Annotated in this window: 16 protein-coding genes; 5 read left to right on the top strand and 11 right to left on the bottom strand. The window is 61.7% G+C overall.

What is annotated here, in order from left to right; translation table 11 throughout:
• Positions 1–120 precede the first annotated feature (120 nt).
• The 5 genes from F753_RS28225 to F753_RS28205 all read right to left on the bottom strand — a co-directional run bounded on the left by F753_RS28225 (position 121) and on the right by F753_RS28205 (position 9,274).
• On the bottom strand, positions 121–2,742 hold the full coding sequence (locus F753_RS28225) for a LuxR C-terminal-related transcriptional regulator (protein WP_023444083.1): 2,622 nt from the start codon (positions 2,740–2,742) through the stop codon (positions 121–123).
• A 268-nt stretch (positions 2,743–3,010) separates the two neighbouring features.
• The gene (gene ltrA / locus F753_RS28220; RefSeq protein WP_017517123.1) at positions 3,011–4,432 is read right to left on the bottom strand and encodes a group II intron reverse transcriptase/maturase; all 1,422 of its coding nucleotides are present in this window, start codon (positions 4,430–4,432) and stop codon (positions 3,011–3,013) included.
• Positions 4,433–4,916: 484 nt separating this feature from the next.
• Positions 4,917–6,278, bottom strand: a complete 1,362-nt coding sequence (locus F753_RS28215; RefSeq protein ID WP_031297208.1) for a DUF1329 domain-containing protein — start codon at positions 6,276–6,278, stop codon at positions 4,917–4,919.
• A gap of 101 nt (positions 6,279–6,379) precedes the next feature.
• On the bottom strand, positions 6,380–8,185 hold the full coding sequence (locus F753_RS28210) for a DUF1302 domain-containing protein (protein ID WP_020308396.1): 1,806 nt from the start codon (positions 8,183–8,185) through the stop codon (positions 6,380–6,382).
• A gap of 531 nt (positions 8,186–8,716) precedes the next feature.
• A complete protein-coding gene (locus tag F753_RS28205) occupies positions 8,717–9,274 on the bottom strand; it encodes a hypoxanthine-guanine phosphoribosyltransferase (RefSeq protein ID WP_003299821.1) in 558 nt (185 codons plus the stop codon).
• A gap of 250 nt (positions 9,275–9,524) precedes the next feature.
• Between F753_RS28205 and upp the strand changes: the two genes are divergently transcribed.
• The 3 genes from upp (at position 9,525) to F753_RS28190 (ending at position 11,819) form a co-directional block, all read left to right on the top strand.
• Positions 9,525–10,163, top strand: a complete 639-nt coding sequence (upp, locus tag F753_RS28200; protein WP_003284783.1) for a uracil phosphoribosyltransferase — start codon at positions 9,525–9,527, stop codon at positions 10,161–10,163.
• A 2-nt stretch (positions 10,164–10,165) separates the two neighbouring features.
• Positions 10,166–11,425 (top strand): uracil-xanthine permease family protein, encoded by a 1,260-nt coding sequence (locus F753_RS28195; protein ID WP_023444079.1) that lies wholly within the window; start codon positions 10,166–10,168, stop codon positions 11,423–11,425.
• 82 nt (positions 11,426–11,507) lie between these two features.
• The gene (locus F753_RS28190) at positions 11,508–11,819 is read left to right on the top strand and encodes a YkgJ family cysteine cluster protein (protein ID WP_003284787.1); all 312 of its coding nucleotides are present in this window, start codon (positions 11,508–11,510) and stop codon (positions 11,817–11,819) included.
• Between the two features lie 57 nt (positions 11,820–11,876).
• On the opposite strand, the gene F753_RS28185 is transcribed toward F753_RS28190, so the two are convergent.
• The 6 genes from F753_RS28185 to hemA form a co-directional block, all read right to left on the bottom strand.
• Positions 11,877–12,395: an acyloxyacyl hydrolase gene (locus F753_RS28185; protein WP_023444078.1), complete on the bottom strand. Its 519-nt coding sequence runs from the start codon at positions 12,393–12,395 to the stop codon at positions 11,877–11,879.
• Between the two features lie 81 nt (positions 12,396–12,476).
• Entirely contained in the window at positions 12,477–13,271 is a 795-nt protein-coding gene (gene murI / locus F753_RS28180) for a glutamate racemase (RefSeq protein ID WP_023444077.1), read from the bottom strand.
• Complete coding sequence (locus tag F753_RS28175) at positions 13,264–14,019, bottom strand: molybdopterin-synthase adenylyltransferase MoeB (protein WP_023444076.1); 756 nt, start codon at positions 14,017–14,019, stop codon at positions 13,264–13,266. Before F753_RS28175 ends, murI begins: the two co-directional genes overlap by 8 nt.
• Before the next feature lie 22 nt (positions 14,020–14,041).
• The gene (gene prmC, locus F753_RS28170; protein ID WP_023444075.1) at positions 14,042–14,869 is read right to left on the bottom strand and encodes a peptide chain release factor N(5)-glutamine methyltransferase; all 828 of its coding nucleotides are present in this window, start codon (positions 14,867–14,869) and stop codon (positions 14,042–14,044) included.
• 34 nt (positions 14,870–14,903) lie between these two features.
• Positions 14,904–15,986 carry a peptide chain release factor 1 gene (prfA, locus tag F753_RS28165; protein WP_011914265.1) on the bottom strand — a complete coding sequence of 361 codons (1,083 nt, stop codon included), beginning with the start codon at positions 15,984–15,986 and terminating at the stop codon, positions 14,904–14,906.
• Positions 15,983–17,251: a glutamyl-tRNA reductase gene (gene hemA, locus F753_RS28160; RefSeq protein WP_014819346.1), complete on the bottom strand. Its 1,269-nt coding sequence runs from the start codon at positions 17,249–17,251 to the stop codon at positions 15,983–15,985. Before hemA ends, prfA begins: the two co-directional genes overlap by 4 nt.
• Positions 17,252–17,451: 200 nt before the next feature.
• On the opposite strand from hemA, the gene F753_RS28155 reads away from it, so the two are divergent.
• Both F753_RS28155 and lolB read left to right on the top strand, forming a co-directional pair.
• Positions 17,452–19,179, top strand: a complete 1,728-nt coding sequence (locus tag F753_RS28155) for a tetratricopeptide repeat protein (protein WP_023444074.1) — start codon at positions 17,452–17,454, stop codon at positions 19,177–19,179.
• 3 nt (positions 19,180–19,182) lie between these two features.
• Positions 19,183–19,506, top strand: a 324-nt coding sequence (gene lolB / locus F753_RS28150; RefSeq protein ID WP_023444073.1) for a lipoprotein insertase outer membrane protein LolB, incomplete at its 3' end; no start/stop codon positions are given.

Here is a 19,506-nt window from a genome sequence, read left to right as displayed (position 1 = left end):
CCCAACAAAAACAAGAATCCATCTTCGTCTGACAGCCGCCAGGCTTGCAGCGAATCGGCGCGCCTGAACTTTGCTGTTTCAGGCGCGACGATGAATGATCCCTTGGATAACTGCTTGTTCTCAGAGCCAGGCCAGCGCTTTGGCCTTCGCCACCGCCTGAGTACGGCGCGCGACGCCCAGCTTCGTGTTTATCCTGCGCGCATGGGTCTTCACGGTATGTAGGGATATGAACAGCTGTTCGGCAATCTCCTGGTTCGAGCACCCCTGGGCGATCAGCCGCAACACCGTCAGTTCGCGGTTGCTGAGCACCGTTTCATCCGCTGCCGGGAGCGTCATTTCCGGCTCACGCTCGTAGCTCAGCAGCCGCTGCCGAAGCGATTCGCCCTTCGCTGCGGGTAGCACTCGCGCCAGCCATTGCGGCTGCCGATACTGTAGTTCGTACAAGGGCTTGACCAGATGCTGACGCGCGGCCTCGCTGAGCGCCAGACGCAGCTCCAGCTCCGCCTCGGCGACCTGGCCATCGGCCTGTAACGCTTCCGCCAGACTGAAACGACACTCGCATGCCAGCCCCAGACGCTGGGCAAGCAGGTTCTGCTCGATCTGCTCACGCAAGGCTGTGATCGCTCGTGCTGGCTGTCCCTCGAGCACATCGATGACCGCCAGATAGCGCCGCACCCGAGGCAACAGCTCGTAGAATCCGGACGGCGACAGGTAACCCCGTCCTTCATACAGTTCCAGTACCTGATACAGCGCACCACGCGCCTTGCGCAGCTCGCCCTGATGCAGCCAGGCCACACCGTTTATCAGCGGCAGGATGCCGCGGAATCTCGCCTCAGGTACATGGCGCCACTGAGACAGGCGCTCGGCGTCCCGCAGCCAGTGATAGGCGCAGGCAAACTCGTGACTGCGCGCGGCAAGCTCGGCAAGCCCGACATAACCGAAGAAACAGTAGGAATCACCGCAGGTTTCGGTCTCCGCCTTACCGAGCTGATATGCCTCCTGCGCCGGCTCGTCGAGCCCCTGGTAAGCCAGCAGATGCCCCTGCAGCAGTTGCAGCCTGCCGATGAGAGGGCTGCGCCGGACGGAGTCACGTAACGCCTGGAGTGTCTCGTTGAGCACGCCGACCGCACGCTCGAACTCACCGGTGAGTTCAAGCAACTGGATTCGATCGACGCTGAGCATCACTTCGTAGAGCACGCTACCTTTCAGCCGTGCGAGCTTCATGCCTTCGCTGTTGTATTGCTGGGCAAGGTCGAGCTCACCTTCGGCCATCGCTTGCTGCGTAAGCACCTGATAACAGAGCACGCGCTGCGCCCAGGCGTGATCGGACAGTACCTCGAGCGCCTGCAGGCAGTTCTGGCGTGCCTCGGGCTCACCGCGCAGGCGGGCCAGAAACCCCCGAAGGGCCTGCCACTGAGCCAATAACTGGGCTTGCCGGCGCGCATCGGGTTGGGGGAAGAACTTGGCCAGCTCGGCCAGACAGTCATCCACTTCATCAAGTCGCGCCGAAATGATCAGCGCCCAGCCCTGCAAAACGATCAGGCGCGTGGTGCTGGCGAACAGGTCCTGTGGCAGCTCGCTTCGCCATTTCAGAAAGCGCGATACGTTATCGCCGATCAGCAACTGTTCCTGTCCGTAACGCTGCAGGTAGTTGGCAGCGACCTCAGGCTGGCCGGCCCATAATGCATGCTCTACCGCCTCGCGCATCTCGCCGCGACTGGCGAACCACTGACAGGCACGCAGATGGGCCTGGGTCGGCGCGGTCGTTTCTGCGGAGCGCTGCAGCATCAGCGCCAGCGGCTTCCACAGGCGAAACCACTCACCGCAGTTATCGATCTGCCGAATGAAGAGCTGGAGCGTCTTGAGGATATCGAGGATTTCGCGACCAACACCGTCGAGCACATGGTCGCAAAGCTCTGCCGAGAAACGCGGCATACGCGCCAGTGCCAGCATGGCCCGCCGCACTTCATCGCTCAGTCCAGCCATGACCTCACGCTGGACGTAATCACGCAGCAATGGCGTCCCGGCAACCAGACGCTCACGCAGCGCCTGCTCATCGGCGTGGAGCAACATCAGACAGACTCCAGCCGGCCACCCCTCCATCACATGATGCAATTGCTGAAAAGTCTCGGACGAGAGCGTCAGACGATGGACGCTCAGGAGTTGCTCGAGCTCTTCGGCGGTGAACGCCAGCGCTTCCGCCTCCAGCTCCAGAAGGTGCCCTTGCAGCAGGAGCCGTGGAAGCTTCCACGCTGGCTGGCGGCGACTGGATACCCACCAACTGATTTGTGCCGGCCCCATGTCCAACAACATATCAATGCAAGCATCGAGTTCCGGGCTGTAATCACGCGGGTAGTCGTCGAGCATGATCCACAGCGGCTGCCGGACTTGTCGCAGCAGCGCCAGCATGTCGTTCTCGGAACGATCATCCTTGCCCGTCCGCTCCCCCAACGCATCGCTCAACTGGCCGTAAAGCGCCTGAACCGTACATGCCCGCCCGCCGAGATCCAGCCACACCAGGCGTGTGCCCGGAGGCACCAAGCGCGCGCACTCGCTCATCAGCACGGTCTTGCCAAACCCGGCTGGGGCGCAGATCAGGCGCAGACGGCAATCGGTATCGAGCAGCGCACGAACCAGCCTGGGCCGGTCGATATGCAGCGGCGGCAGCCGAGGAATGGATGCGAGTTGCTCTACGGCACCTGCCTCTGCACTGAGCGCATCAGGAATGAAGCGTACGGACATGGCAAAGGTTCTCTTGTTCGAATCAGTCCATTGAAACACAGCGCGGTCTGTGCCAGGCATCGCGCTCGGTCGTTACCACGGGCAGCCGAAACGCCAGCCTTGTCGTTGCACACGTCGCATATTGGGCCCAGTGTTCCAGCAATGCGATCGTCCTGACCTCGGGCACCGAATGGAAATTATCATCCACTGGTTCGCCGATCGGGTAGGAGGCGGCCTCACGGCCGCCGTCCTCCCACACCACCGTGCGTACGGTTCCGTACACGGCGGTTCAGGCCATGCGGTTAAGCCGATTGATCGTATCCAGTATCGAGACCAGTCCAAGTCTGTCCCATAGCTTCTTCGGCAGCGCCTGATTCATATGCGGCGCTCCTGAGTTCCACCACGGGCCTCGGCCATTGAAGGCCGACTTGCAGGCACGCTCCTCGCTCAATCCCAGGCGCATCAGGTTGCGCGCCCTCGTAGAGGGCTGCTTCCATTGCCGCCAGATGACACAGCGAAGTTTGTGCCTGACCCAGCCATCCAGCTCTTCCAGTGGACGCTTGCTCTGGCTGAGCTTGAAGTAGCCTGCCCAGCCTCGCAGCACCGGGTTTACCCGCTCGATGACATTCGCCATCTTGTGGCCCCGCACCCCTCGCAGCAGTTCCCTGAGACGGTCGCGCACACGGCGCAGGCTCATGGTTGCCACTCGCAGTCTAGGCAGCGAGTGCCAACTCATCCCATACCCCAGGTAGTCGCATTTCCACGACCCAGCCACGCGACTCTTGTCCCGATTCAGTCTCAGTTTCAGACGGTGATTCAGGAACCGCTCGACACTGGCCAGCACTCGTTCGCCAGCACGCGGACTACGGACATAAATGTTCGCGTCATCGGCATAGCGCACGAAGCGATGGCCTCGCCGCTCCAACTCACGGTCGAGTTCATCGAGCAGGATGTTCGACAGCAGCGGCGAAAGCGGGCCGCCTTGCGGCGCCCCCTCCTGCCGATGGCTGACAACCCCGTCCGACATGACGCCCGCTTCGAGGTAACGGCGGATGAGTCTGAGCACCTGTTTGTCTTCGACATGGCGCTCAACACAGAACATCAGGATGTCGTGGTTGACCCGATCAAAGAACTTCTCCAGATCGAGTTCCACGCAACACCTATGACCCGCCGCCACATGGGTGCGGGCCATCTCGACAGCCTGGTGAGCGCTTCTGCCCGGACGGAAGCCGTAGCTATAGTCCGAGAACAGCGGATCGAAGATCGGCGTGAGCTGTTGCAGCAGGGCTTGCTGGATCAGGCGATCCACGACACTGGGAATGCCCAGTTGCCGCATACCGCCCTGCGGTTTGGGAATTTCGACCGCCCGCACTGCCTGGGGATGGTATTCACCTGCCAGCAGCCTGACCTTCAGGATGGGCCAATACTGTTTCACGTAGCCTGCCAAGTCGGCGACCGTCATGCCATCGGCACCCGGCGCCCCCTTGTTGCTGACCACGCGCTGATACGCACGCTTGAGATTCGCCGGTGCAAGCACCCGCTCCATCAGCGTGTCCGGCTCCGCGTTCATCCACGTCACCGACGCCGCCGATACCTCTGCGCTGTCAGGCGTCATCCTCGGCCTCTGGCCGGGACTCGGGGTGACAGTCTTCTCTTGGAGAAATTTCTGCATTTCGGTTATCGACGAGACGCTGACGCCTACTGGCGGCATGACCTGTTCGGCCCTTGATGGCGTGGTTGACCGCCACTTACTACGGCCTCGGCTGACTTCTGCACGCCCATCCCGTCGCCTCTCGACAATCGGTAGCACAATGGCAAGCGTACAGATCTCCCAGGGTAATTCGCGCGACCTTCCTGCTTATGCCTGTCGGATCTACGTCGCAGCGTTCCGTGCAAGTATCGGGCTTTGGCGATTATGGCCACCTCACCCCGCTGCGCCGCCTCATCCGCTTCCTGTTCGTCAGGCCAGCATTTTGCCTCGGGCTTCCTTCAGATTCGCAGTCGCCCGCGACACCCTTGCCTTCAGCTAACACTTCCCCTTGCCGGGTGTGTAGAGGACTTTCACCTCCAAGTCGCCAGGCTCACCACCACAGTGAACCCGACAGCGCCAGTCACGGCGCTACGCGCCATGCCTGGCGCACCAAAAAAAAAGGCGGCCACCTGGCCGCCTTATTCACAGGTTAAATGTCAGTCGATCAGCGCACCCCTGCGTTACGCAGGGCAGCCGGCGTGAAGTCCCGAGCGGAGGCACGATAGCCGTATTCGTGCGGCTTCTCCTCGTTACTCATGCCGATCGCGATGTAGCGGCCGGAGATGATGTCGTAGAGCGCCTCGAACGCGTAAGCCGGCACCTTGTGCTGGTAGTACTGCAGCGAGTGGGCCTCGCCTACACGCCAAAGCTGACCACGACCGTCGTACAGCTCCGACTGGACGATGGTCCAGCTATCCTCGTCGACGAAGAAACGGCGCTTGGCGTAGATGTTGCGCTCGCCACTCTTGAGCGTGGCTTCAATCTCCCAGACGCGGTGTAGCTCGTAACGCGCCAGATCCTGATTGACGTGGCCAGCCTTGATGACGTCGTCGTACTTCAGTTCGCTGGAAGCGATTTCATAGCTGTTGTACGGGATGTACAGCTCTTTCTTGCCGATCAACTTCCAGTCGTAGCGATCAGGTGCGCCGCTGAACATATCGAAGTTATCCGTGGTGCGCATACCGTCCGAAGCGGTACCCGGCCCGTCGTATGCAACTTGCGGCGCGCGGCGTACCCGACGCTGGCCAGCGTTGTAGATCCAGGCCTGACGGGGCTCCTTAACCTGATCCAGCGAGTCGTGCACCAGCAGGACGTTCCCTGCCAGGCGAGACGGCGCAGTCACCCGCTGTTTGAAGAAAAGCAGCGCGTTCTTGGCGCGCTCGGGATCCAGATCCGTCATACCCAGCGGGAACGCCACTTCGTCCTCGAAGTGAACCATGGTGTAGCTACCGTTGGTTTGCGGGGTAGCCTGGACGATATTGCGACGGACGTTGCCACCGCGATAGCGGGTGATATGGTTCCACACCACTTCCAGACCATTCTTCGGAATCGGGAATGCGTAATAACGGCTGTCGGTGAAGTTGGCGATACCGTTGCCGCCCTCGACGAGTTCGGTATTCACAGCACTCTTCTTCGCAGCCTCATAGATCTCATCCGGCACGGCGACCGAACGATGAGTCGGGAACACGCGAATCTTGTAGGTTTCCGGATAGCGCTTGAACATGGCCATCTGACCTGCGGTCAGCTTGTCCTTGTACTGTTCGGCGTTCTGCGAGGTGATGACGAACTTCGGCTGCTCGTCCTTGAACGGGTTAGTCAGATGCCCATTGTTGAGGGGGGCCGCGTCGGTCTTGAGACCACCGGTCCACTCAGGGATGCTGCCGTCGGCGTTACCGGCTTTTTCTGCGCCCAGCGGCGTCAGCGATGTACCGAGCTTGGCGGCTTCTTCTGGGGAAACGGCAGCCATCACACTGCTCGCGAGCAGGGAGAAGGCCAAGACACTCAATAGCTTTCCTGTTTTTTTCATACGATTCCAGTTCCTCTTGATCTTGTTATAGGCCGGAGGCCCATGCCTGTCGCTGATGTCCGGCCGATCATCCTCATCGGCCGGACACTCGGCTGGTCTCCTTAGAAGTTCACGCCCACGCTGAACGCGAGGAAGTCGCGGTCAACCAGCGTGTTGTAGTCGCCGCCGAAGAAATCGGTGTAGGACAGGCTGGCGGTGTACATATTCTGGTACTCGGCATCCAGACCAATGCTGACCGCCTTGGAGCCTTCGTTGAACAGACCGTTGGGGCCGTAGCCGTCGACGTCGTGGGAGAAGGACAGGTTGGGCTTGAGGTTGATGCCGGCGAAGACGTTGTCGTAGTCCGCGATGCCACGCAGGCGGTAGCCCCAGGAGTTGGCGGTGACGAAACCGTGGCGGCCGTAGCGGGCCAAAGCGGCTGGATCATCCGGGGTGCCGTAGATAGGATCACGCCCATAGCGCAGTTCGCTGGTGCTCTCGAGACCGCCGACATGCGTGTAGCCGACCTCGCCCACCACGGTCACCCTACCAGCGCCCAGTACTTGATCGAAGAAGTGAGTGAATGTGGTCTGCAACTGGGTGATTTCCTTGCGGTTGTAGCCGCGATTTTCTGCACCGAAAGTACTTTCAATGGGAGAGGTTCCCGGCGCAAGGGGATTAAGCAAAGCCCGAGTGAGGTCTTGAGTATTCAGCTGAACCGGTGCATTGGGTCGATAGCTGATCTCACCAGACCACGCGGTGCCAGTGGGCAATGTCGTAGAGAAGCTAAGGCCGTAAAGCTGGATATCTTCGGGGTACTCAAGGTAATAGCGGCCGTTGCCAAGCATGACGCTCTGCGCCAAACCAGAGCCAGCACCAGGCACGAGCCCATTAGCTGTACCGATAATGCCAGGCAGCTGCGCTGCGGTAGCCAAGCCAGCAGATCGCGTACTGACGTTTGGCGTCCGACTGTGGTAATTCATGAAATACGCACCATACTCGGTGGCATCACCCAACCAGCGCAATGCAAGACCGAACTGCCCCGAATCACGTGCATCCCGGTCGCCAGCTCGCGGCAAAACCACACCCTCAGGAGTGACTTCGAACCCCTGCCCGAACGCAGCAGCGACGGGTTGAAGAGGAGCGATTGCCGGGCTGCCCACGTGGTAGTTGGCATCACAACCATCCTGAACGACATCTACAGCGAAGAAAGTACCGCAATTATCGGCAACGGTCTGATCCCACTCGAGTTGATAGAACGCCTCCATGCTCAACCGGTCGGTCAGGCTCTGCGAGATGTAGAACATATTGACCGGAATCAGCCCCTCTTTGATCTCAGCACCCGGCCGGCGGAATGCTGCAGCGTCCAAGGGATTGATGGAGTTTATGCTGTTACCGATAAAGGTACTTTCGCCCCAGCTCACTACCTGCTTCCCAAGACGGACGGTCCCGGGCAGATCACCAACGGAATAATTGTGATAGACGAACGCGTCCAGAATTTGCGCGCCGGATGATTGAGCGGCTTCTTTCCGGTTGCTGTCGCTGATGTCCTTGAAAAGACGACTCTCATCCTTCAGCTCGAAGTCATACCAATACTTGCCGCGAACGAAGGCACCGCTATCGCGATAACGAAGCTCGAGATCGTGCACACCCTTGAAAATCTTGGAGAAGGTCTCGCCCTTCTTGAAGTTCAGACGACCATCGTCGCCGGTCTGGGTAAAGCCGGTACCGCCGTTGTTGATGCCGACCAGATCCCTGTCCCTGTCCGCCATGGACCAGCTGGCACCGATGGACATCGCCGAGTCGAATTGCCCTTCGATCTCGCCGATATTGAAGCTCACGGCGTAAGCCGGGGCGGCAGTGCCCAGCGCTACGGCGAGAGCTAGGGACTTCGGCTGGAAGATTCCTTGCCTTGTTGTTTTTGTCATGAGGCGCTCCTGATTGGTTCGAAGTGCGTAAACCCTACCCAGACGTAGAAGGAGGGTTAAGCGCACTAAGGTTTGATTTAGCTTGTAATCCTTTAGTATGAATAGCCTTTCCAGCATTGGCTTTCAGCGTGATTTCGTTCAGCCATGCGTATTTAAGGATGTTCTGAGCTTAGCCGTGAACGCTAGAAGCGCAAAGCCCGCCGCAGAGCCTTTCGTGCGGTTGAAATGAAGAAATGTCGGCTGGCTATCCGAAAGTAGTATTCACCATGCCGATAAGCAGCCCAATCCATCTGGATCAAGGCAGCCGGCATTGTGAAACACCAAACGCAGCCAGCGCGAGAACGAGCGGATCAGGCGCGGACACGCCACCGCTGCGTTACTTTAGGAAGCGCATATGGGGCCAATCGAAACGTAACTGCCGCAGCTCCCAGATCGCAGCGCGCATGACTGCCGCCAGGTCGGCGAATCGTCGCGGCCGTGTGGCTGCGCACTCATTGCGGGCGCGCATGACAATGAGCTCCGCCGAGACGCTTACATGCCCTTTACGGCGTAGATACCAGGGGCGTTGCGCCAGTAGCCCTTGTAGTCCATGCCGTAACCAAAAATGTAGCGGTCGATACAGCTGAGGCCAACATAATCGGCTTTGAGATCCGGGCGGGCCTTACGCTGATGATCCTTGTCGATCAGCACCGCTGTATGCACCGCGGCGGCGCCCGCGTGGCGACAAAAATCGATGATCGCACCCAGGGTGTGTCCTTCATCCAGGATGTCATCAATGATCAGCACGTCGCGATCGATGAAGGAGATTTCCGGCTTGGCTTTCCAGAAGAGCTCGCCACCGCTGGTTTCATTGCGATAACGGGTGGCATGCAGGTAGGACAGTTCGAGCGGGAAGTTCAGCTTAGGGACGAGCTTGCCGGAAAAGATCAGACCGCCATTCATGACGCAGAAGACCACAGGATTGCGGTCGGCCAGCTCGCCGTTGATCGTTTCGGCGACCTGGCTGATTGCCGCTTCTACCTGCTCTTCGGTGTACAGGCAGTCAGCCTCGGCCATGACTTGGCGGATATGTGCGAGATCGACGGACATGATGCGATTCCCCTCAGAAAGATGAGTGTTAGAGCGCCAATTGAGCCTGGCAACTCGCGCGGTTGAATCGCCGTATCCTGAACAGCGAAAAACCTGACCGAACAGCCCACTTTCAGCCGTCCGCGAAAGGGCGTGGAAGATACCCACCCCCGCGGGCTGCAGCAAGTCTGCCGGTCGAATGACGCGCGAATAGCCGCTGACTCGACGATGCTTTAATCTAAGCCGGTTTATTTGCCCGCCGGAGCCCACAATGCCCATTCGAGAGATCCGCCATCCGCTGATCCGCCACAAGCTCGGCCTGATGCGCCGCGCCGACATCAGCACCAAAAACTTCCGTGAACTGGCTCAGGAAGTGGGCTCGATCCTCACTTATGAAGCAACTTCTGATCTGCCGCTGGAACACTACAGCATCGACGGCTGGTGCGGCCCGGTGCAGGTCGAGAAGATATCCGGCAAGAAGATCACCGTCGTACCCATCCTGCGTGCGGGCATCGGCATGCTCGACGGCGTGCTCAGCCTGATCCCGGGCGCCAAGGTCAGTGCGGTAGGCATTGCCCGTAACGAGGAAACGCTGCAGGCGCAGACCTATCTGGAAAAACTGGTTCCGGAAATCGAGCAGCGCCTGGCCATCATCATCGACCCCATGCTCGCCACCGGCGGCTCGATGGTCGCCACCATCGACATGCTGAAGAAGGCCGGTTGCAAGGAAATCCGTGCTTTGGTGCTGGTCGCCGCCCCGGAAGGCATCGCCGCTGTGGAAAAAGCACACCCGGACGTGCTGATTTTCACGGCATCCATCGATGAGCGTCTCGACGAACACGGCTACATCGTCCCGGGCCTGGGTGACGCTGGCGACAAGATCTTCGGCACCAAGCAGAAGGACATCTGAGCATGTCGCAAACCGACGAGCCGCTTGGCCGGCAGGTACTGGCCGGCGCACAGATGCTGTTCGTGGCCTTCGGCGCCCTGGTGCTGATGCCGCTGATCACCGGCATGGACCCCAACGTGGCACTATTCACCGCCGGCCTTGGTACCTTGCTATTCCAGCTGGTCACGCGCCGTCAGGTACCGGTATTCCTGGCCTCCAGCTTCGCCTTTATCGCACCGATCATTGCGGCTAAGGGTGAGTTCGGCCTGCCGGCGGTCATGGGTGGCGTGGTCGCTGCCGGACTTGTCTACATGCTGCTCGGCTTCGCGGTGCGCCTCAAGGGCCCCGGCTTCATCGATCGCCTGCTGCCGCCGGTGGTCATCGCCCCAGTGATCATTTCGATCGGTCTGGCGCTGTCACCTGTGGCGGTGAACATGGCCATGGGCAAAGCCGGCGATGGCAGCGCCCAGTTGATCCCCTACCAAACGGCGATGCTGATCTCGATGCCGGCACTTGTCACGACCCTGCTCGTGGCGGTGCTGGGCAAGGGCTTGTTTCGCCTGGTACCGATTCTCGCCGGCGTTGCGGTCGGCTATGGGCTGTCATTCGCTTTCGGCGTGGTGGATACCAGCGGTATCGCCGCAGCGCCCTGGCTGGCGATGCCGAACTTCGTCGCGCCGGAGTTCAATATCGGCGCCATTCTGTTCATGGTCCCGGTCGCCCTGGCACCGGCCATCGAGCACATCGGCGGCGTGGTGGCCATCGGCAGCGTGACCGGCAACAACTACGTCAAGAAGCCAGGCTTGCACCGCACGCTGCTGGGCGATGGCGTGGCCACCTCGGCAGCCGGCCTTTTCGGCGGCCCGCCGAATACCACCTATGCCGAAGTGACCGGCGCGGTGATGCTGACAAAGAATTACAACCCGAAGATCATGACCTGGGCAGCGGTATTCGCCATCGCCCTGGCGTTCATCGGCAAATTCGGCGCCGGCTTGCTGAGCATTCCGGTTCCGGTGATGGGTGGCATTCTCTGTCTGCTGTTCGGCTCGATTGCCGTGGTGGGTCTGAGCACGTTGATTCGTCATCAGGTCGACCTGTCCGAGGCACGCAACCTCATCATCGTTTCGGTGACGCTGGTGTTCGGCATCGGCGGCATGGCGTTCGGCTACGGTGAATTCACCCTGTCCGGCATCTCGCTGTGCGCGATCATCGCCCTGCTGCTCAACCTCCTGCTCCCCGGCGGGGATGGTTGGCGCAACAAGCAGCTGAACGAAGAGCTGTAAAAGCGTGACACCGGCTTTGCTGGTGCCACCACGCGGCGCCCTGAGTGGGCGCCCGGTCGAGCGTATCGACTAGACTGGCGCGATGAACGATTCGACCATTCCCCACCAACAACTCGAAGACACCAGCGTGAGCTGCGCCACCTGCGCGGCCTGCTGCTGTCGACTCGAAGTGTTGCTGTTCAGCGATACCGGCGTTCCGCAGCGCTATATCGACACCGACAGCTGGGGCGGCGAAGTCATGCTGCGCCTGGAGGATGGCTGGTGCGCGGCGCTTGATCGGGACAGCATGCGCTGCACGATCTACGAAAACCGGCCATTGATCTGCAGGGAGTTCGAACTGGGGTCAGAGGATTGCCACGAAGAGCGCAAGGGCAGCGCCACGGCATATGGCTGAACGCTATCGGCAGTGCAGGGCTGGCGAACCGCCCTGCAGCACCTCGGGATGGCCTGCTTAGAAGGCCATCCGGTAATGCAAGGCGTAGCTTTCGACACCATCGTTCGGCTTCTTGATGCCGGCGTTGGAATAGTGGATTGCGCGCACGCCCACTTCGTGGCCACCGGCGAAACGCAGGCCTGCACCGATCCGATCCTCGAACTGGAAAGACGAACCCAGACGATTGCCCTCGACCTCGGTGCTCTCGAACGCCGCAACGCCGATGCCTGCCTCGACATAGGGTTTGACCGATTCACCAGCGAACTCGTAGACGAAGACCGGGGCCAGCGAAATGCTGTGATTGCTCGACGACTCGTCGCCCTCCCAGTAGGTATAACCGGCATCCCAGTAGCCGGTCAGTCGGCCCACGCTGGTCTGGAACCAGCTGGTGCCGAAATCGAATTGCGCACCCAGGCGATAGGTCATGGTCGACTCGTCCGTCTGGCCGACCGCAACGGTAAAGTCTACGGCGTGGGCAGCCGCCATCGAACCTACAGAGAGTGCCGCCACTGCAGCCAGGGAGAACAGTTTTTTCATGAGAACTTCCTTATCAAACACTGCATTTGTTTGGTTTTTTGGTGCCAGCATATTTGAGAAACCCCGCTGCGCTTGGAGTTCCTAGCGGGGAAAAAACTCGACTTTCGCGTTTTCGCCCCAAAGTATAGGCAACACGCTGGCCATTCGCCGCGGATCGCCGCTGCAGTAGAAACGCTCGGAGGCCACCCCGCTGGCGAGCAGATGGCGCTCTGCCAGCAGATCGCGCAAGTGTCGCGCGACGGCTGCTCCGGTATCAATCAGGCGGACGTTTCCAGGCAGTAGCTCGCTGAGCAGCGGCCTTATAAAGGGGTAATGCGTGCAACCCAGAATCAGCGTGTCGCAGCCTTGTGCCAGCAGCGGCCCGACCCATGCCATCAGCATGGCGCGCGTTTCGGCACTGTTCAGATCGCCTGCCTCGATGCGCTCGACCAAGCCGGGGCACGGCTGAGTGATCACCCGTACATCTGCGGCAAAGCGATCGAGCAACGCGGCAAAGCGGGCGCTCTTCAGCGTTCCGGTGGTCGCCAGCACGCCGACGACGCCACTCCGCGTGGCCTGGGCGGCAGGCTTGACGGCAGGCTCCATGGCGATGATCGGCAATTGCGGATACAGCTCGCGCAATTCGGTGACGCCAGCGGCGGTCGCAGTATTGCAGGCCACCACCAGCGCCTTCGCGCCCTTCTCGACAAAAAAGGCCGCAATGACACGGCAGCGCTCACGGATGTAGTCCGGGCTCTTTTCGCCATAGGGGACATGGGCGCTGTCGGCGAGATAGAGCAGCGACTCATGCGGCAGGCGCTGCCGGATCTCACGCAGCACCGAGAGCCCGCCTACTCCGGAGTCGAAGACGCCGACCGGTGCGGCGCAGTCAGCCATGGCTTGCGCCACACACCGCACAATGTGGATCGCGCTTGACCCGCAACTCACGGAAGCGACTGGACAGCGCATCGATCAGCAGCAGTCGACCAATCAGCGGCTCGCCGAAGCCAACCAGCAGCTTGAGCGCTTCCAACGCCTGCAGGCTGCCAACCATGCCCACCAGCGGCCCCACTACACCGGCTTCGCTGCAGGTCAGCTCGGCTTCGCTACCGTGCCCATAGAGGCAGTGGTAGCAGGGGCTCGTTTCGACTCGCGGATCGAACACCGAAAGCTGCCCCTCAAGACGGATCGCCGCGCCGCTGACCAGCGGCTTTTTCGCTTTCACGCATGCGGCGTTCACCGCTTCGCGAATGCTGAAGTTGTCCGTGCAATCGAGCACCAGATCGACCCGCTCCACTGCCGCATCCAGGGAATCGGCGTCCAACCCGCTGCGATACGGTACCAGCTGTACATGGGGATTCAGCGCCCCCAGCCGGGCCATGGCCGAGTCGACCTTGTGCAGGCCAAGCGAAGGTGTGTCGTGAGCGATCTGCCGCTGCAGATTGGTCAGATCCAGCGCATCGAAGTCGGCCAGGTGCAGCTCACCGACACCAGCGGCCGCCAGATAGAGCGCTACCGGCGAGCCCAACCCGCCAAGCCCGACGATCAGCACGCGACTCTGTTTGAGGCGCAACTGGCCGTCGATATCGACCTGCTTGAGCAGGATCTGCCGGCTGTAGCGCAGCAGCTCTTCGTCACTCAGCATCCAAGCACCTCACAAAACGCAATCATGGCAGGCGGCCAAGGCTGATGCGCTCATGCCCACCCAGATCGAGCCGGCTTTGCACATCCTCGAAACCGCGGGAAAGCAAAAGCATGCGCACCGCCTCAGCCTGATCGTAACCGTGCTCCAGCAGCAACCAGCCACCCGACTGCAGGTGCGCCGCCGCCTGGGCGATGATCGTGCGGATGTCGTCCAGGCCATCCGCGCCCGCGATCAGCGCACTCTGCGGCTCGAAGCGGACATCGCCCTGCAGCAGGTGCGGGTCGCTGGCCGGAATATAGGGTGGATTGCTGACGATCATCTGGAACCGCTCGCCGTTCAGACCGGCAAACCAGTCGCTCAGGGTGAACGCCGCGTTGTGCAGTCCGAGCCGCAGCCGGTTGCGCTCAGCCAGCCTCACGGCGGCCTCGATACGGTCCACACCGCAGACCTGCCACGCCGGCCGCTCGGTCGCCAGAGCCAGCGCAATCGCGCCGGTGCCGGTGCCCAGATCGAGCACCCGGGCCGGTGCAGCGGAGAGCAGCTGCAGCGCGGTCTCCACCAGCAGTTCGGTGTCAGGCCGGGGGATCAGCGTATCCGCTGCCACTTCAAGTTCCAGACTCCAGAAGCCCTGGCGCCCGAGAATGTAGGCGACCGGTTCACCCTGACGCCTCCGTGCGAGATCAGCAGCAAAGCGCTCGGCACACTCTGCCGGCACCTCGCGCTCCGGCCAGGTGCGCAGATAGCTGGTCGACTTGTTCAGGGCGGCAGCGAGCAACCATTCGGCATCCAGCCTGGCGCTCGGCGAATCAGGGAGATCGGCACTGTGCAGCAAGGACTCGACGGTTGGCATGAGGTGCTCTTAGCGCGGAGCGCAGCGAAAAGGATCAGTCGCCCAGCGCGGCCAGCTGGTCGGCCTGGTATTCCTGCAACAGCGGCTCGATGACCTGCTCCACGGCGCCGCCGATCACTTCGTTGAGCGAATACAGCGTCAGGTTGACGCGATGGTCGGTGACCCGGCCTTGGGGGAAATTGTAGGTACGGATACGTTCGGAGCGATCCCCGGAGCCGACCAGCAACTTGCGCGTCTCGGAGATTTCCTTGTGCGCCGCGGCATCCTGGCGGTCCTGCAGCTTGGCGGCGAGCCAGGCCATGGCCTTGGCGCGGTTCTTGTGCTGCGAACGCTCTTCCTGACACTCGACCACAATGCCAGTGGGCAGGTGCGTGATACGAATCGCCGAGTCGGTCTTGTTGACGTGCTGACCGCCGGCGCCGGAGGAGCGATAGGTGTCGATACGCAGCTCGGCCGGATTGATCTCCACCGCCGCCTGCTCATCCGGCTCCGGTAACACCGCCACGGTGCAGGCGGAGGTGTGAATGCGTCCCTGGGATTCGGTCTCCGGCACGCGCTGCACGCGGTGCGCGCCAGATTCGAACTTGAGCTTGGCGTAGACGTTGTCACCCTCGACGCGGGAAATCACTTCCTTGTAGCCGCCGTGCTCGCCTTCGCTCTCGGAGAGGATCTCGACTCGCCAGCCTTGCTTCTCGGCATAGCGCGAATACATGCGGAACAGATCGCCGGCAAAAATCGCCGCCTCGTCGCCGCCGGTGCCGGCGCGAATCTCGAGGAACACGTTACGCCCGTCGTTGGGGTCCTTGGGCAGCAGCATGCGCTGCAGGTTGGCTTCAAGCGTCTCGAGCTGGGCCTTGGCTTCGGCAACCTCCTCCTCGGCCATCTCGCGCATGTCGGGATCACTGTCCTTGAGCAGCGCCTGAGCGCCCTCGAGATCCTGCTGAACCTTGCACAGCTGGCGATAGGCGACGATCACCGGCTCGACTTCGGCGTACTCGCGGGAATAGGCGCGAAAACGGCTTTGATCGCTGATGACTTCGGCGTCGCCGAGCAGTGCGGTGAGTTCTTCGAAACGGTCCTGCAGGATGTCCAGCTTGTTCAGCAGCGAAGCTTTCATGGTTTTTCCGTGCCCTCGTGCAGGGCGAAGAGTTCCTGGGCCATGCTCAGCGCCTCGACGCGGCCCTCGGCGGAGAGTTTCTTCAGTTGCACGCTGGGTGCATGCAGCAGTTTGTTGGTCAGGCCACGGGCGAGCTGAACGAGAACCTCCTCGGCGCTGCCCCCATTGGCCAGCAGCCGCTGAGCCTTGCTCAGCTCGTCGTCGCGAATGCGCTCGGCGTGCTGCCGGTAGGCCTTGAGCACGTCCACCGCGGCCAGTTCGCGCAGGCGCTGCATGAAGTCCTCGGTGCCGGCCGCGACCAACTCCTCGGCGGCCTGGGCCGCCCCCTGGCGACTCTTGAGGTTCTCCGCAACCACCTCATGCAGATCGTCGACCGTGTACAGATAGACGTCGTCCAGCTCGCCGACCTGCGATTCGATGTCCCGCGGCACGGCGATATCGACCATGAACATCGGCTTGTGCTTGCGTCGCTTCAGCGCCTGTTCGACCGCGCCCTTGCCGAGAATCGGCAACTGGCTGGCGGTGGAGCTGATGACGATGTCGCTGTTGTGCAACTCGTCCGGGATATCGGCAAGCAGGATCGCCTGCGCCCCTAGCTCGGCGGCCAGCGCGCTGGCCCGCTCAAGCGTGCGGTTGGCGACCACGATCTTCTTCACACCCTGCTCGTGCAGATGGCGCGCGACCAGGGTGATGGTCTCACCGGCGCCGATCAGCAGGGCCTGGCTGCGTTGCAGATTGCTGAAGATCTGCCGCGCCAGACTGACCGCGGCAAACGCCACCGAAACCGGGTTCTCGCCGATGGCGGTGTCGGTGCGCACGGTCTTCGCGGTGCTGAAGGTGGCCTGAAACAACCGGCCAAGCAGAGGCCCGACGCTGCCGGCCTCACGGGCGACCGCATAGGCCGACTTCATCTGCCCGAGAATCTGCGGTTCGCCCAGCACCAGCGAGTCGAGCCCGGAGGCAACGCGCATCATGTGGCGCACGGCCTGATCGTCGACATGCACATAGGCGCATGCCTTGAGCTCGTCGAGGCTGAGACGGTGATAATTGGCCAACCAGGCGAGCACGGCATCGGCCTCGACCTGATCCTGTTGCAGATACAGCTCGCTGCGATTGCAGGTCGAGAGGATCGCCGCTTCGCGGGTCGGAGTGACGCGGCACAGTTGCCGCAAAGCCTCGACCATCTGGTCGGGCGTGAAGGCTACGCGCTCGCGGACGTCCACCGAAGCGGTCTTGTGATTGATGCCAAGCGCGAGGAAAGCCATGCAGAATCGCTGATTCGATAACAGAGCGCGCAATTCTCCTACTTCGTCAGATGGAGAACAACCATTGCCCTCGATTGTCGGATTCGATTGGTACTGCCAATCAGCTACCGAACCGGCCTGCGCGCCTCCCGGGGCCCATGGGCTTGACCTGCGGCTTGTGTCATCATGCCGCGACCGCACACCAGCCGTACATTTCCCCTATGAAAAAACTCGCCGCACTTGCCGCCCTGCTGTTCATCGGCGGCTGCCAGACCTTCACGCAGCAAGCCCCCGAAAGCAGTCCGCCGGTCGAGGACGCTGCCCAGGAGAGCTCCGCCAGCGACGCGGCAGAGTACGGCTCGTTCAGTCGCCAATCCCTCTATGCACTTCTGGTCGCAGAGCTTGCCGGCCAGCGCAACCGCTTCGACATTGCCCTGGGCAATTACGTACAGCAGGCGCATGCGACACAGGACGCCGGCGTCGCCGAACGCGGATTCCGTATCGCCGAATACCTTGGCGCAGACCAGGCGGCGCTGGATACCGCAATGATCTGGGCACGCAACGCCCCTGACAGTCTCGACGCGCAGCGCGCCGCAGCCGTGCAGCTAGCCCGCGCCGGGCGTTACGAAGAATCGCTCGAGTTCATGGAGAAGGTTCTGCAGGGCCAGGGCGACACTCATTTCGATTTCCTCGCCCTTTCGGCCTCGGAAACCGACCCGGACACCCGCGCCGGTCTGCTGCAAAGCTTCGACAAGCTGTTGGTCAAACACCCCGACAATCCACAGCTCTCCTTCGGCAAGGCCGTGCTGCTGCAACAGGATGATCGCAGCGAGGAAGCACTGGCATTGCTGCAGAAGCAGCCGGACAAGGAGCGGCAGATCCCGTCGATCCTGCTCGAAGCACGCCTGCTGCACAGCTTGCAACGCAGCGACGAAGCGATCCCGCTGCTCGAGCGAAGCCTGCGCCAGCACCCCGAGGACAAGCGTCTGCGCCTGACCTATGCACGCCTTCTGGTGGAACAGGAGCGCCTGGAAGACGCCATGGGCGAGTTCGCCACCCTGGTCCAGCAACACCCCACCGACGACGACCTGCGCTTCTCCATGGCGCTGGTCTGCATGGAGGCTGAGGCCTGGCGCGAAGCCACCGTGTACCTGGAAGAGCTGATCGAACGCGGCAGCCACGTTGACGCGGCTTACTTCAATCTTGGCCGTGCCTATCAGGCGATGGACAAGAACGCCAAGGCGCTCGACGCGCTAGCTCAAGTCGGCCCTGGCAACGAATACCTGCCAGCGAAACTGCTGCAGAGCCAGCTGCTCTATTCCGGCAATCGCGACCAGGAAGCGTCCGCGGTACTGGCCGACGCACGCCAGCAGCAGCCTGACTACGCTATCCAGCTGTACCTGATCGAGATCGAAGCGCTCTCCGAGCAAAACCGCACCGAACAAGGCTGGCAACTGGTGGAGCAGGCGCTTGCCGATTTCCCCGACGACCTCAATCTGCTGTACACCCGCGCCATGCTTGCGGAAAAGCGCGGCGATCTGGCGCAACTGGAACGCGACCTGCGCTTCATCATCGAGCGTGAGCCGGACAACGCCATGGCGCTCAACGCGCTCGGCTACACCCTGGCCGACCGTACTGATCGCCACAAGGAAGCGCTCCAGCTGATCGAGCAGGCCTACCAGCTCAACCCCGACGACCCGGCGATCCTCGACAGCCTCGGCTGGGTCAACTTCCGCCTGGGCAATCTGACCGAGGCCGAAGCGCTGCTGCGCAAGGCGCTGCAACGCTTTGCCGACCACGAAGTCGCCGCGCACCTGGGCGAGGTGCTTTGGGCCCAAGGTGAACGCAGCGAGGCCCGCGCGGTCTGGTCGAAGGCACTCAAACTACAACCGGACAGCCAGATCCTGCGCGAAACGCTGAAACGGCTGACCGGATCGGAGAAGCCCTGACCCATGTCCCTGTTGAAAAACCTTCTTGCTCCCTGCCTGGCCCTCCTGCTTGCTGGCTGTGCCGGGCTAGGCCCACGCGAATCGGTTGAAGGCCCCGGCAATGCCTCCGCCTGGAAAGAGCATCGCAGCCAGGTCGCGACGGTCGATGGCTGGCAGATCAGCGGCAAGATCGGCATTCGCGCACCGCAGGAATCCGGCAGCGGCACACTGTTCTGGCTGCAGCGCCAGGACTACTTCGACATTCGCCTGTCCGGCCCCCTGGGCCGAGGCGCCACCCGCCTGACCGGCCGCCCCGACGCCGTATCTCTGGAAGTCGCAGGGCGGGGG

Source organism: Stutzerimonas chloritidismutans AW-1 (assembly GCF_000495915.1).
GTDB classification, from domain to species: domain Bacteria; phylum Pseudomonadota; class Gammaproteobacteria; order Pseudomonadales; family Pseudomonadaceae; genus Stutzerimonas; species Stutzerimonas chloritidismutans.
This window is presented reverse-complemented; position numbering and strand designations above follow the sequence as displayed.